At 70.0% G+C, this 12,718-nt stretch carries 15 protein-coding genes; 5 read left to right on the top strand and 10 right to left on the bottom strand.

Annotated features, from left to right (window positions below):
• Positions 1 to 77: 77 nt before the first annotated feature.
• Complete coding sequence (locus IU450_RS31325) at positions 78 to 677, top strand: Uma2 family endonuclease (protein ID WP_195153340.1); 600 nt, start codon at positions 78 to 80, stop codon at positions 675 to 677.
• Between the two features lie 106 nt (positions 678 to 783).
• Here IU450_RS31325 and IU450_RS31330 read toward each other — a convergent pair whose 3' ends face one another.
• Genes IU450_RS31330 through IU450_RS31340 form a run of 3 tightly spaced genes read right to left on the bottom strand, consistent with a single transcriptional unit; the run spans position 784 to position 2,431 of the window.
• On the bottom strand, positions 784 to 1,398 hold the full coding sequence (locus tag IU450_RS31330) for a YHS domain-containing protein (RefSeq protein WP_195153341.1): 615 nt from the start codon (positions 1,396 to 1,398) through the stop codon (positions 784 to 786).
• The gene (locus IU450_RS31335; protein ID WP_324197897.1) at positions 1,395 to 1,877 is read right to left on the bottom strand and encodes a DUF1772 domain-containing protein; all 483 of its coding nucleotides are present in this window, start codon (positions 1,875 to 1,877) and stop codon (positions 1,395 to 1,397) included. The genes IU450_RS31330 and IU450_RS31335 overlap by 4 nt, the downstream gene beginning before the upstream one ends.
• On the bottom strand, positions 1,874 to 2,431 hold the full coding sequence (locus IU450_RS31340) for a peroxiredoxin-like family protein (RefSeq protein ID WP_195153342.1): 558 nt from the start codon (positions 2,429 to 2,431) through the stop codon (positions 1,874 to 1,876). The genes IU450_RS31335 and IU450_RS31340 overlap by 4 nt, the downstream gene beginning before the upstream one ends.
• A gap of 74 nt (positions 2,432 to 2,505) precedes the next feature.
• Here IU450_RS31340 and IU450_RS31345 point away from each other — a divergent pair, with 74 nt between their 5' ends.
• Positions 2,506 to 3,117 carry a TetR/AcrR family transcriptional regulator gene (locus IU450_RS31345; RefSeq protein ID WP_195153343.1) on the top strand — a complete coding sequence of 204 codons (612 nt, stop codon included), beginning with the start codon at positions 2,506 to 2,508 and terminating at the stop codon, positions 3,115 to 3,117.
• Positions 3,118 to 3,157: 40 nt separating this feature from the next.
• Here IU450_RS31345 and IU450_RS31350 read toward each other — a convergent pair whose 3' ends face one another.
• Complete coding sequence (locus IU450_RS31350; protein ID WP_195153344.1) at positions 3,158 to 4,294, bottom strand: GDSL-type esterase/lipase family protein; 1,137 nt, start codon at positions 4,292 to 4,294, stop codon at positions 3,158 to 3,160.
• A 104-nt stretch (positions 4,295 to 4,398) separates the two neighbouring features.
• Here IU450_RS31350 and IU450_RS31355 point away from each other — a divergent pair, with 104 nt between their 5' ends.
• Positions 4,399 to 4,872 carry a MarR family winged helix-turn-helix transcriptional regulator gene (locus IU450_RS31355; RefSeq protein WP_195153345.1) on the top strand — a complete coding sequence of 158 codons (474 nt, stop codon included), beginning with the start codon at positions 4,399 to 4,401 and terminating at the stop codon, positions 4,870 to 4,872.
• 3 nt (positions 4,873 to 4,875) lie between these two features.
• On the opposite strand, the gene IU450_RS31360 is transcribed toward IU450_RS31355, so the two are convergent.
• Positions 4,876 to 5,529 carry a TetR/AcrR family transcriptional regulator C-terminal domain-containing protein gene (locus IU450_RS31360; RefSeq protein WP_195153346.1) on the bottom strand — a complete coding sequence of 218 codons (654 nt, stop codon included), beginning with the start codon at positions 5,527 to 5,529 and terminating at the stop codon, positions 4,876 to 4,878.
• Between the two features lie 90 nt (positions 5,530 to 5,619).
• Between IU450_RS31360 and IU450_RS31365 the strand changes: the two genes are divergently transcribed.
• Positions 5,620 to 6,630, top strand: coding sequence for an NAD(P)-dependent alcohol dehydrogenase (locus IU450_RS31365; RefSeq protein WP_228835386.1), 1,011 nt, complete (start codon positions 5,620 to 5,622; stop codon positions 6,628 to 6,630).
• A 13-nt stretch (positions 6,631 to 6,643) separates the two neighbouring features.
• On the opposite strand, the gene IU450_RS31370 is transcribed toward IU450_RS31365, so the two are convergent.
• A complete protein-coding gene (locus IU450_RS31370; protein WP_195153347.1) occupies positions 6,644 to 6,820 on the bottom strand; it encodes a hypothetical protein in 177 nt (58 codons plus the stop codon).
• A 199-nt stretch (positions 6,821 to 7,019) separates the two neighbouring features.
• Positions 7,020 to 7,970 (bottom strand): helix-turn-helix transcriptional regulator, encoded by a 951-nt coding sequence (locus IU450_RS31375; protein ID WP_195153348.1) that lies wholly within the window; start codon positions 7,968 to 7,970, stop codon positions 7,020 to 7,022.
• Between the two features lie 62 nt (positions 7,971 to 8,032).
• Here IU450_RS31375 and IU450_RS31380 point away from each other — a divergent pair, with 62 nt between their 5' ends.
• Positions 8,033 to 9,187: an epoxide hydrolase family protein gene (locus IU450_RS31380; protein ID WP_195153349.1), complete on the top strand. Its 1,155-nt coding sequence runs from the start codon at positions 8,033 to 8,035 to the stop codon at positions 9,185 to 9,187.
• A gap of 60 nt (positions 9,188 to 9,247) precedes the next feature.
• Here the strand turns inward: IU450_RS31380 and IU450_RS31385 are convergent, their stop codons facing one another.
• The 3 genes from IU450_RS31385 to IU450_RS31395 form a co-directional block, all read right to left on the bottom strand.
• Positions 9,248 to 11,221 (bottom strand): 5-oxoprolinase/urea amidolyase family protein, encoded by a 1,974-nt coding sequence (locus IU450_RS31385; protein WP_228835405.1) that lies wholly within the window; start codon positions 11,219 to 11,221, stop codon positions 9,248 to 9,250.
• Positions 11,222 to 11,301: 80 nt separating this feature from the next.
• On the bottom strand, positions 11,302 to 11,916 hold the full coding sequence (locus IU450_RS31390; RefSeq protein WP_195153351.1) for an urea amidolyase associated protein UAAP2: 615 nt from the start codon (positions 11,914 to 11,916) through the stop codon (positions 11,302 to 11,304).
• Positions 11,913 to 12,698, bottom strand: coding sequence for a DUF1989 domain-containing protein (locus tag IU450_RS31395; protein ID WP_195153352.1), 786 nt, complete (start codon positions 12,696 to 12,698; stop codon positions 11,913 to 11,915). Before IU450_RS31395 ends, IU450_RS31390 begins: the two co-directional genes overlap by 4 nt.
• Positions 12,699 to 12,718: the final 20 nt, after the last annotated feature.

Below are 12,718 nucleotides of genomic sequence, written 5' to 3' on the forward strand. Positions count from 1 at the left end.
TGCCAGTCGGAGCAGACGAGTCCCCTCTGAACGGGAGGGGCTCGTCTGCTCGGATTCGAACTGCAATGATGTCCGCTATGAGCGCTCCCGACGAGCAACAGATACTGCGTGTGACGGCCGAGCAGTTCGCCGAAGGGGCGACTGCCGAGCTCGGTGACATCGAGATCGTCGACGGGCGTGTGGTGCGACTGATGGCCCAGAGCCCCGTGCACAGCCGAGTGGTGCGGCGGCTGGCCGGGATGCTGGAGACGGCCCGGCGCGACGGCGGGCCGTATATGGTCGTGGACTCCGACGTTGCCGCACGATTCGCTGACGCGGAATCCACAGCCGCCGATCGGCGGTTGAACATCCGCTACCCCGACATCTGGATCCGGGACTGTGAACCTTACGACGTCAACACCGTGCGTGAGCACCTACTGCTGGTGGTCGAGGTCACTTCCGAGTCGACCATCGACGCCGATATAAGCGACAAGCGAATTCAATACGCAGCCGCGGGTATCCCCCGGTATCTGATCGTCCGGCTCGATCAGAAGGAAGAACGCATCGAAGAAATCGAGGAATACCGTCTCGACTGGTCCGGTCGCCGCTATCTTGCCCACACGGTTCACCGACGTGTTCTGCTCCTCGACGACCCGGTCGAGGCGACCATTCCATTCGACGTACTCGAACAGCCCTGACCACCTCTCGCGCAAGCCGCCGCAAAGCTCGAAGTAGCCGCGAGTGGCCCATGGCTGCGGCAAGGTGCGAGGAGGCCTCTCCGCCACGTACCACTCGCGGGACGGTTCAGAGGGGGACGGCGTGGTCTTCGGCGAAGACCTTGCGGCAGACAGGGGCGCAGAAGGCGTAGTGGGTGCCGTTGTGGGTGAGGGTGAAGCGGGCGGTGGACAGGTTTACGGCCATGCCGCAGACGGGGTCGATGGCGTGACCTTCGGGAGCGTCGGTGGGGGTGCCGGAGGCTCGGTAGTCCTCGGTCATCAGTTTGGTGATCTCGGTGGCGGTGAGGGTGTGGCCGAAGGTGCCGAGGTTGTTCTCGCGCAGGCCGATGATCTGGACCACGCAGTGCGGGTCTCGGGTCAGGCGGTCCGGGTCGGCCTCGGTTGCGGCGATGGCTTCGGTGATCAGCGGGATGACGTGGCCGCCGAATTCGGTGTTGTTGGCCCATGATCCGGGGACGGTGAGCCGCGCCAGGTAGCGCGGCGCGTCGTCCAGGGCCGGTCCGCCGGTCGCCCACACGTCGGTGTCGCGCACCAGGACGTGGGTCAGTTCGCGGGCTTTGGACATGACCGAGTCCGGAGCGCTGGGCTCGGTGGTCAAGACGCGCAGGATGCTGTCGGCGAGGGCGCGTTTGCGGTCGGTGGTGAGAGCGGGGTCGGAGACGAACAGTTCGACGGTCATCATGGGCGTGCTTCTTTCGCGGAAAGCAGGGTGGTCAGCACGACGAGGAGGAACGCCACCAGCGCGCATGCGGTGCGCGCGAAGTGGAAAGCCTCCCAGCGGCTGAGGATTTCGGCGTAGTCGGCCGGTGGGCCGCTGACCGCCCACGCCTTGATCTTCTGATTGATCGGGACGTTGCCGAGGCGGGTGATGAGGAACGCCGCGACAGCGAGAATGCCCGCGCCACCGGCGAGCAGGCGGGACCGGCCCGTGGAACGGATGGCGAGCACCGCCGTGCTGAGAATGGTCAGGCCCATCAGCGATTGCATGACCAGGCCGTTCACGCTCATCAAGGCGGTGTGGAAGGTGAAGCGCACTTCCAGCGGGACTTTGCGGAACGCGTAGAGGACGTTGACCGCTCCATAGCCGAACGCACCGGCGAGCAGCCCACCGAACAGCAACGCGAATGCCCGTGCCGGCAGGGGTCTTTCGGCAATTCTCACGCGCGACGCTCCGCCGGGACGAGCGTGAGCAGTTCGTCCACCGACCACTGGTCGTCGACATGCGCGCCGTGCTTCGCGGCCAGCACGCGTCCGTCGGGGGAGATCAGGAAGTCGGCGGGCAGTCCGAGGGCGCCGCCCTCGGGCTTGACGGGCGGAGCGACCTGCCTGCGGCGCAGGGTCGCGTAAGCGGCGTGGGCGACGCCGCGCAGGATGGCGGGCCAGCCGCGCGGGTCGAGCAGCGCGCGGGGCGAGGTCTCGACGCCGTATTCGCGGTACAGCTTGCGGTCCGGGTCGGCGATCACGTCCAGCGGTAGTTCGGCGGTGTACTTGCGCAATTCCTCCGCGCTGGAATGGAAGACGACCACTTCGCGGATACCCGCGGCGGCGATCTCGTCGCGCCGGGTGACGATCGAACGCAGGTGCAGGCTGCACACCGGGCATCCGGCGAAGCGCCGGAACTGGAGGTGAATCAGGCGGTCCGGGTCCGGTATCCGGACTCGCGCACCGGAGATGGTGAGCAGGGTGCGACCGGAGACTGCGGTCGGCAGCGACATGATGGGCTCCTTCGTCGTAGGTGTACTTCGTACGCCTACGACAAGTATGCGCGTAGCTTGTACGCTGTCAATCCGTGCCCCGTCCCCGTTCGCTGACCACCGCCGATCTCGCCGCGGCGGCCCTCGCCGTGCTGGACCGCGACGGCTTGTCCGCGCTCACGATGCGTGCGGTGGCGAAGGAACTCGGCACGGCCACCATGGCGCTGTACCGCTACGTCCGCGACCGCGATGCGCTGGAGGTGCTCGTGGCAGACCACGTGTTCGCTTCGATCGACACGTCGCTGCCCGCCGGAAGCGACTGGAAAGCGCGGGTGACGGCGCTGCTCGAGCACATCCGTGACGGGTTCTCGGCCCATCCGGCCGCTGTGCCGCTCGTGCTGCGGCATCGGCAGTCGTCGGTGGAATCGCTGCGCGTGATGGAGGCGATGCTCGCCGTGCTCACCGAGGGCGGATTCACCGGACGCGCCCGCGTCATCGCCCAGCGCACGCTGGTCGCCTTCCTGATCGGTTACCTCCAGAACAAGCACTACGCGCCGTTGCCGGGGCGGGGGACGATCGTGATGGCCGATCTCCCCGCCGCGGACTATCCGCATCTGGCGCAGACCGCGGGGCAGGCCAAGGGCATGTCGGCCGAGGACGAATTCCGAGGTGGTGTCGAGATCGTGTTGCGCGGTCTCGAGCCCTAGGAGCCGGCCGGGTCGCGCCCCGCCGCCCCGCGTGCGCTCTTCAGCCGAAAATTGCCGTCACGTCGACGCTTTCGGCCATGGCGCGGGCTCCGGCGTCGTTGAGGTGCATGCCGTCGCCGCTGTCGAATTCGGGGCGGATGAAGTCCGGCCGCTGCGGATCCTCGACCGCGCGCGCCACGTCGAACACCGAATCGAAGACGTCGCTGGCGCGCAGCCATTCGTTCACGCGCCGACGGGTCGGCTGCGCCTCGTCGACGTGCAGCCCTTCGTAGATGACGCCGGCGTAGGGGCCGATCGTGGCGGCGTGGATGGTGAGTCCGGCGGCGTGCGCCCGCCGCGCGAGGGTGGTGAAGCCCGCGATCAGGTCGTCCGCGGTCGCCGGCGGCTGGCCGAGCATGCCACCCAGGCTGAGGTCGTTGATGCCGAAGTTGACCAGGACGCTGGTCACGCCGGGCACGCCGAGCGCGTCGCGGTCGAAGCGCGCCAGGCCGGGCTCGCCGACCACGTCGGTCAGCAGCCGATTTCCCGCGATGCCCTGATTGACCACCCAGCCGCGGTCCAGGCGCGCGTTGAGCACGTCCACCGACCGGCGGTTCGCGCCGAGCGTGGTGCCGACGCCTTCGAACCAGGAATCGCCGAACGCCACGGCCACCGGCGTTGCCGCGGGCGCGAGCACGTCGACGCCGACGACGAAGAACCGCGCGGGCACCTCCTCGACGACGGTGAGCGCGGGCTGGGCCGTGACGTCACCGTCGGCGATGTACGCGGTTTCGCCGGGCTGGTGTGAGAACGTCGCCAGACCGGTGGGGCCGGGCAGGTAGAGGCTCAACGCCAGATCCGCTCCCGCCGAGACGGCCAGATCGACCGGATCACTGAAAACTTCGCCGCCCACCGGGACGACGACCCGCTCGGCGCCGTCGAACCGCAGCACGGCGTCGGTCTCGGCGACGATCTCGTTGCCGGTCTTGCGGAGGGCGATCCGCGCCGCGCCGACGACCAGTGGCGTCTTCCCGTAACGGTTGGTCAGGCCCACCCGTACCTGCGCGCCGCCGCCCGCCAGGTGCAGTACTTGGCGCACCGTCTGGTCGGTGAACGCGCGCGAGTCCGCGAACTTGATCTGCTCATCCGGACGGATCACCGCGGTGCGGAATCCGGCGATCCAGGCGGTCTGTGACATGGGAACCTCCACTAGTTGACGCGAGGAATAATGCGTATGCATATTTCTACCGGCTAGTTATTCCGCGTGTCAACTATTCGACGATCTTCGGGTAGGTTCCCCCCATGACCGTGACCGAGCTTTTCGACGACCCGCGCCTGACCACGATGGGCCTGCTGTTCGAGGCGTACGGTGGCGTGGTCGCGAAGCTGGAGCCGGTGTGGAAAGCCCACGGCCTGTCCGGCTTGGATCTGAACGCCCTGATGCGGCTGAGTCGTTCGCCCGGCCGTCGGTTGCGCATGTCGGAGCTGGCGGTGCAGACCGCGCTGTCCACCAGCGGCGTGACCCGGTTGGTCGATCGGCTGGCCCGTGCGGGCCTGGTGGAACGCGAGCTGGACACAGCGGATCGGCGCAGCGCCTATGCGGTGCTCACCGAGGCGGGCGCGGCGCGGCTCGCGCAGGTGTTGCCGGACTATCTCGCCGCCGTCGACCGCTGGTTCGTCGGGTTGCTGACTCCGGCCCAGCTCGCGGCGTTGTCCGAGGCGCTGCGGGTCGTCCGGGACACGGCCAACCCCGAGGCCACGTTCCGGATGGACTGAACGTCAGTCCGCCTTCGCGGCGAGCAGCCGCTCCAGGCCGTCCAGGATCAGTTCGAGTCCGAAGGCGAAATCGGCGAGGCCCGAGTGCTTTCCGTCGATCACCAGCTGGGCGAGCGCGTGCATGTGTGGATACTCGTCGGCCGGTATGCGCGGCAGGAACTGCTCTGCGGCGGAGCCGTATTCGGACGGCTCGAGCGGAAAACTCAACTCCTGCAACGTGAAGCCGTAGAGATGGCTGTCCAGCGCATTCCACGCACGGTCCGCCTGGGGCAGGGAGAAGCCCGCTGCGCGCAGACAGCCCACGGTGGCGTCGACGTAGCGCAGCATGGCGGGGCCCACGTTGATCCTGGTGCCGATCAGCCCGGTCGCCCACGGATGGCGCAGCAGGACCTCGTGGGCCGAAACCGACCGGGCGCGCAGGGCGGCCCGCCAATCGCCGCCGACGGCGGGCGGCGTCATCTCAGCGACCACCAGATCGGCGATGCCGTCGAGCAGGTCGTCCTTGTTCCGCACGTGGTTGTACAGCGACATCGCCTCGACGCCGAGCGTCTGCGCCAGGCGTCGCATGGACAGCGCGGGCAAGCCGTACTCGTCGGCGAGCCGGACGGCGGCGTGCAGCACCGCGTCCCTGGTGAGCGGCGGGCGAGCCTCCGGCATGGTTTCCCCTCTTGACGCACTTACAGCGTAAGCGTACCGTCGGCGGTGTCGCACTTACACTGTAAGTGCCCGGTGAAGACGAGGAATGTCATGTCCGACGGCCAGCAGTCCACCCTCGAGCGCGCGACGATGAGCGCGGTCGTCGCGCCGCGCTACGGCTCCAGCGAAGTCCTCCGAACGGAGACGGTGCCGCGCCCTGTCGCAGGCGCCGGTTCGGTACTGGTTCGCATGCGCGCGGCGGCGGTGTGCAGCGGTGACGTGCACCTGCTCACCGGCAAGCCCTACGCGATCCGGCTCGGTTTCGGGCTGCGGCGGCCGAAGGACCCGATCATCGGGCACGATCTAGCAGGCGAAGTGGTCGAGGTCGGCGCGGGAGTTGTCGAGTTCGAGTGCGGAGAACCGGTTTTCGGCGCTGTCGACGCGGGGGCCTTCGCCGAGTACGTGTGCGTCCCGGTCGAGCGGCTCGCGCGCGTCCCCGACGGTGTGACCATGGCGGAGGCTGCGGCCCTGCCGGATTCCGGAATGACCGCGCTCCAGGGCTTGCGCGATGTCGGCGGACTGCGTGCCGGGCAGAAAGTGCTCGTCAACGGCGCGTCGGGCGGCGTGGGAACGAGCGCGGTGCAGATTGCCAAGGCGCTCGGGGCGGAGGTGACGGCCGTGTGCAGCACGCGTCACGTCGAGACGCTGCGCTCGCTGGGCGCGGACCGGGTGATCGACTACACCACGGCGGATTTCACGCGCGACACCGATCGATACGACGTCCTGCTGGATCTGGTGGGCAACCGGTCGCTGACCGCCTGCCGCCGGGTGCTCGCACCGAAGGGCGTCTTCGTCTCCTCGGCGGGTGCGCCCGGCGGGGACTGGCTCGGACCGGTGCTGTGGGTGGGCAAGGTGGTGCTCACCGGCCTGGTGGTCGGCCAGACCATGCGCCCCCTGCTGATGCGCCCGCGCCGGGCGGACCTCGAATTCCTTGCCGGGCTGGCCGCGGAAGGCAAGCTGCGCCCGGTGATCGAGCGGCGCTGTCCGCTCACCGCTGCCGCCGCGGCGGTGGGCCATGTCGCCGAAGGGCACGCCCAGGGCAAGACGGTGATCGTCGTCTGAGCCGGTCGGCCGGTCATCCGGCCCGGACGGCGCCCGCCCGCTGCGCGAGGTTCGAGCGCCAGCGGCGGCCGAGACAGGAGTCGATGAACAGCAGGCCGCGATCGTCGTCTGCGCACACGCGGATGGAGAACCGGAGGATGGCGTGGCGGGCGGGTGTCGGCAGGGTCGCGGCCGCTTCGGGAGTGGCCATCCGGTAGCGCTGTCGCGTCGCAGTTCCGGGATCAGTAGTGGCCGGGTGGCGACGGCGTCGATCGTCGCGTTGTCCCCGGTCGCGACTCATCTCCCGCCGCCAAGGCCGTAGACCGCACCGGTGGGCGCGGGGCGCAGCGCTCGCAGGACCGGCGAATCGATTCGTGGAAGCCCTCGCCGCCGGTGTGGCCCGAAGCGCGTCAGTCGACCGCCGCGCCGAGACGCGCGGCGAGTTCGCGGATGTGCGTGAGAAGTTCCGGCGGTTCGTGCACCCGGAACGGGAAACCGAAGGTGGCGAGATAGATCGCCAGCTCGTCCAGCGAGTCGGAGCCGGTTCGCAGCACGCAGTTCTCGGCGTCCGACGCCTCGATCACCCCGACGGTCGGTGCGATGCGCTCGGCGGCCACCTCGGCGGGGACACCCAGGGTGACGCGGGCTTCGTACCGGTACGGCGCGGTGGTCACGCCGCGGGACAGGTACCCGGACAGGTCGGCGTCGGGGGCTTCGCGTGGGGTGAAGCGGGGGCCGGTCGGGATGCGTGGGTGCAGGCGGTCGACGCGGTAGGTGCGCCAGTCCGCGCGATCGACGTCCCAGCCGATCAGGTACCACCGCCTGCCCGTGTGCGCCAGGCGATGTGGCTCGGTGGTGCGCAGGGACATCGCGCCGTCGTGCGCGCGATAGTCGAACCGCAGGCGATGGCAGTCGCGGATGGCGGCCGCGACGGCGGTGAGCACGTCCGGGTCGACCGTCGGGCCGCCCGCGGGCACCGTGACCGTGGCCGCTTGGAGCATGCCGACGCGGTGGCGCAGCCGAGAAGGCAGCACCTGCTCGAGCTTGGCGAGAGCGCGCAGCGAACTGTCCTCGATGCCCGCGATGGTGCCGCCCGCCGCGGTGCGCAAGCCGAGCGCCACCGCCACCGCCTCGTCGTCGTCCAACAGCAACGGCGGCAGATTCGCTCCCGCGCCGAGCCGGTAGCCCGCGACGCCGGGCGTCGCGTCCACCGGATAACCCAGCGTGCGCAGCTTGTCGATGTCCCGGCGCACGGTGCGCACGTCCACCTCGAGTCGCTCGGCCAGTTCGGCGCCGGTCCAGTCACGGGGTGTCTGCAACAGCGACAACAGACGCAACAGTCGCGCCGAGGATTCCAACATGGGAAAAGTCTGCCCGAAACCTAGGGCGGAAGTTGTCCTAGGCGGGTCATACCGTCTATTTCATGAGCAACGAGATCAGCCCCTTTCGCATCGACATCCCGCAGCAGCAGCTCGACGATCTGCGCTCCCGGCTCGACGCCACCCGCTGGCCCGCCCCGCTCCCCGGCGACGGCTGGGACACCGGCGTACCGGCCGCTTGGCTGCGCGAGCTGGTCGACTACTGGCGCACCGGATACGACTGGCGGGCCGCCGAAGCGCAGCTGAACGGTCACCCGCAGTACACGACGGTGATCGACGGGCAGACCATCCACTTCCTGCACGTCCGCTCGCCCGAGGCGGACGCCCTGCCACTGCTGCTGACGCACGGCTGGCCGGGCTCGGTGGCCGAATTCCTCGACGTCATCGGGCCTTTGACCGACCCGGGGGCGCACGGCGGCGACCCGGCCGACGCCTTCCACCTGGTGATTCCCTCGCTGCCTGGATTCGGGTTCTCCGGGCCGGTCGCCGAGGCGGGCTGGGCCGTCGAGCGCATCGCCGCGGCGTGGGCCGAACTCATGGACCGGCTCGGCTACCAACGCTACGGCGTGCAGGGCGGCGACATCGGAGCGGCGGTGAGCCCGCAGGTCGGCCGCACAGCGCCGGGCCGGGTCGTCGGCGTGCACACCAACGGCGGGCCCGGTCCGTTTCCGCCGCTGCCGCTCGGGGAGGAAGAACTGGCGAGCCTGACCGATCTGGAACGCGATCGCATCCGGCGGATCGAGGCGTTCATGCAGGAGGAGTTCGGCTACATCGCCATCCAGTCCACCCGCCCGCAGACGCTGGCCTACGGACTGGTCGACTCGCCGGTGGGGCAACTGGCCTGGATCATGGACAAGTTCCGGGAGTGGACCCACCCGCGCGGTGTCGAGCCGGACAAGATCCTCGACCGGGATCGGCTGCTGACCAACGCGATGCTCTACTGGCTCACCGGTACGGCGGGCTCGGCGGCCTACGTCGGCTACGCCCAGAACGCCCCGTGGGGCGAGCCGAAGCAGAACTCCGGCGTGCCCACGGCCGCCCTGGTCTTCGCGCACGACATCGGCATCCGCCGCTACGCCGAGACCGAGAACACCATCACCCGCTGGAACGACGTCGACCGCGGTGGCCATTTCGCCGCCATGGAGGAACCCGAACTGCTCACCACCGACATCCGCGAGTTCTTTCGGAGCCTGCGCTGAGCGGTCACGCCGTGAGAACCTGCGCTGAGATTCCGGGCGGTCAGGACCTGCGCTGAGAACTCACGCCGTGAGCTCACCCGCCGAGCGCCAGGAATTGCGTTCGGCGGTGAAAGCTTCGGCTTGCTTCGCGCGGAAGCTCGCTATGTCTTCGGCGTTGTCGGCAAGGAACGTCCGATACTCCGCGAGGCGGAATTCGCCGTCCTCCGCCTGCACCCGGACGTTGCCCGCGGCGAAGTCGGCGCGCATGTCGAGCAGTTCCTCCGCCTCCACCGGATACCAGCGGATTCGGTCGAAATAGCGCAGTAACCAGGGTGTTTCGCCTCCGGATCCGCTGCGGTCGGCACCAGGGGGCACCGCGGGCGCCGCGCCCGCCCCGTGGTTCCACACCTGCGTGGTGCGCCCGACGAATTGGTAGCCGCCCGGTCCCTCCATGCCGTAGACGCACAGGTAGGCGCCGCCGATGCCGACCGCGTTCTCCGGCGTCCAGGTGCGGGCGGGGTTGTACTTCGTGGTGACCAGCCGGTGGCGGGGATCGGTGGGGGTGGCGACCGGCGCGCCGAGGTAGACGTCGCCGAGGCCGAGCACCAGGTACTCGGCGCCGAAAACCGTGTCGTAGACGTCGGATACGTCAGCCAGGCCGTTCACGCGGCGGATGAACTCGATGTTCCACGGGCACCAGGGCGCGTCTGCCCGCACCCCGTGCATGTACCGGGTGATCGCCTCGCGGGTGGACGGGTCGTCCCAGGACAGTGGCAGATGGACGACCCGGCTGGGCACGACGAGCCGATCGGAGGCGGGCAGCCGCGCTTCGGCCTCGGCGAGCTGGTCGAGCAGTGCGGGCACCGGCAGCACGTGCGGATCGACCCGGATCTGCAACGAGCGGATGCCGGGGGTCAGCTCGGTCACGCCACGCACTGCCGCGGCCAGCAGATGCTGGTGCAGGGCGTGCACCCGGGCGCGCAGGCCGAGATCCAGCGTCATCGCGCCGTATTCGACGAGCACGCCGTCGTCGCCTGCGCGGCGGTAGGTCACCGCGGTCTCGTCGTCGACCTCGGCGCGGCGCAGCACGCCGTCGTCGCCGTCGCCGCCCGCCGACAGCACGGTGGGCCATGCGGCGCGGCGCGCGGCCCCGAGCTCGCGGATCGAGGCGGCGCGGTCACTGCGGACCAGCACGAAGCGCACCCGGTCGCCGGGCGACAACTGGCCCAGCTTCCAGCGGTCGGCCGCCACGACCGTGACCGGGCAGACGAAACCGCCCAGGCTCGGCCCGTCGGGGCCCAGCAGGATGGGGGTGTCGCCCGTGAAGTCCAGCGCGCCGACCGAATACGGGGTGTCGTGGATATTGGACGGGTGCAGGCCCGCCTCGCCGCCGTCGGCGCGGGCCCACTCCGGCTTCGGCCCGATCAGCCGGACGCCGGTGCGGTCGGAGTTGAAGTGCACCTCGTAGTCGGTACCGATCACGGTGTCGAAGTCGGCGCGGGTGAAGAAGTCCGGCGCGCCGTGCGGCCCCTCGGTGACCGCGAGTTCCCAATGCCTGGTGAGCACCGGTTGCTCGTCCATCGGCACGGCGGTCGCGACCCGGCCGCGGTGCGCGCCCAGCGGAAGCGACGCACCAGCGCGCACCGCGCCCCCGGTGCCGCCGCCGAAGCGTCCGAGGGTGAAGGTGGCCGCGCTGCCGAGGTATTCGGGCACGTCGATGCCGCCCGCGATCAGGACGTAGCAGCGCATGCCCGGTCCGCGCACCGCGCCGACGTCGAGCACGCCGCCGTCGGGCACCCGGACCGTGCGCCACTGGGGCACCCGGACGCCGTCCAGCACGACGTCCGCCGGGGCGCCGGTGACGCAGACCCAGGTCGGCGCGGTGAACCGGAGCGCGGGGCCGCCGAGGGTGCATTCCAGCCCGGCGGCGCCCTCGTCGTTGCCGAGCGCACGATTCCCCAGACGGAACGACAGATCGTCCATCGGTCCCGACGGCGGGACGCCGACGTGCCAGTACCCGACCCGGCCCGGCCAGTCCTGCACGGTGGTGAGCATGCCGGGGCGAACAACCTCCACCCGGCTGGGGTGCGGCGGTTCGGCCTGCGCCGTCCCGGCCACCGGTAGCTCGGCGACCGTCATCGCGACACCACCATGCGTACCGGAGTCGGGTCGAAGCCGTTGCAGGGGTTGTTGATCTGCGGACAATTGGAGACCAGCACCAGCGTGTCGACCTCGGCGCGCAGTGTGACCCGCTTGCCCGGCGCGGACAGTCCGTCCACGATGCCCAGCGTGCCGTCCGCCTCGACCGGAACGTTCATGAACCAGTTGATGTTCGACACCAGGTCGCGTTTGCCCAGACCCCAGCGCAGAGCTTCGGTCAAGAAGTTCTCCACGCAGGCGTGCTGGTGGCGGGTGTGGTGGCCGTAGCGCAGCGTATTCGACTCCTGGGAGCAGGCGCCCGCGATGGTGTCGTGATTGCCCACCTCGTCGGCCACCACGGTCATCAGAGTGGTGCCCGCGTCGGTGCGCAGTTCGCTGCCTGTGGTGAGGAAGATGTTGCGCTGGGCGGCGACCGTGGCCTGCGCGCTGTAGCGGTCGCAGTGGTCGGCCGCCGAGTACAGCAGGCAGTCCACCGCCTGGTTGCCGTGCAGATCGATGATCTCCAGGTGCTCGCCCGCACGGACCACGGCCGACCACGGCGCGCGGGCGGGGACGGTCTCGTCGAGCACGATGGTGCGGGCCGAAGTCATGCGGTTGCCTCCATGGTCAGCGCGGCCGTCCAGGCTTGTTCGGTGTTCTGCACGGCCCGTCGGTATTCCGGGTCCTGGTTTGCGGGTACGGCGAGGTCTTCCGGCGCGGCCCACGCGACGACATCGAGATCGGTCGCGGGCCGGTCGTCCAGTGGATGGGCGGCGTTGGCGATCAGCACGGTGACCGGCAGGTGCACGAGCAGATCGACCGACGAGCCGGGAGCGGCGCTGCCGGTGGCGGTGAGCGCTCCGTCCCGCTGCACCCGCACGCCGCGGAACAACGAGACCGTCGGCCCGATGTCCGCCGGATGCAGCCCGTGCTTGGCGCCAGCCAGCCGCAGCAGGTCACGGGCCTGGGCGGTTGGTCCGCAGAGTGTGTCGTGGTGGCCGGAGGTGTCGGCGAGCACGGTCGCCAGGACGCGACCCTGGTCCGACAGCAGCGGGTGACCGCTGCCCAGGTACGCCTGCCACGGCACCTTGATCGTGTCGGCGACATTCAGCCGCTCCCACGGCGCTTCGGTGCGCACCAGCAGCAGGTGCGCGCAGGCCGCGCCGTCCGGGTCGCGCAGGCGGATCCGGGTACCGCGGCCGAGCGCGATGTTCGCGTAGCCGCCTGCCGGAATCCGCTGGGCGAAGGTGATCTTCGAGGCGAGGACCCCGGCGGGCAGCGCGGGCTGCGCGATGGTCGCGGCCGCGGCCTGCGCTCGGGCGTGTGCTCGCGCGCCGGAGGTGTCCGCAGTGCTTGTCACGGTGATTCCTTTCGTGCTGGTTGTCCTGGGCATGCGGCCGGGTGCGGCGGCGC

Origin of the sequence: Nocardia abscessus, from assembly GCF_015477775.1 — a bacterium.
Taxonomy (GTDB): domain Bacteria; phylum Actinomycetota; class Actinomycetes; order Mycobacteriales; family Mycobacteriaceae; genus Nocardia; species Nocardia abscessus_A.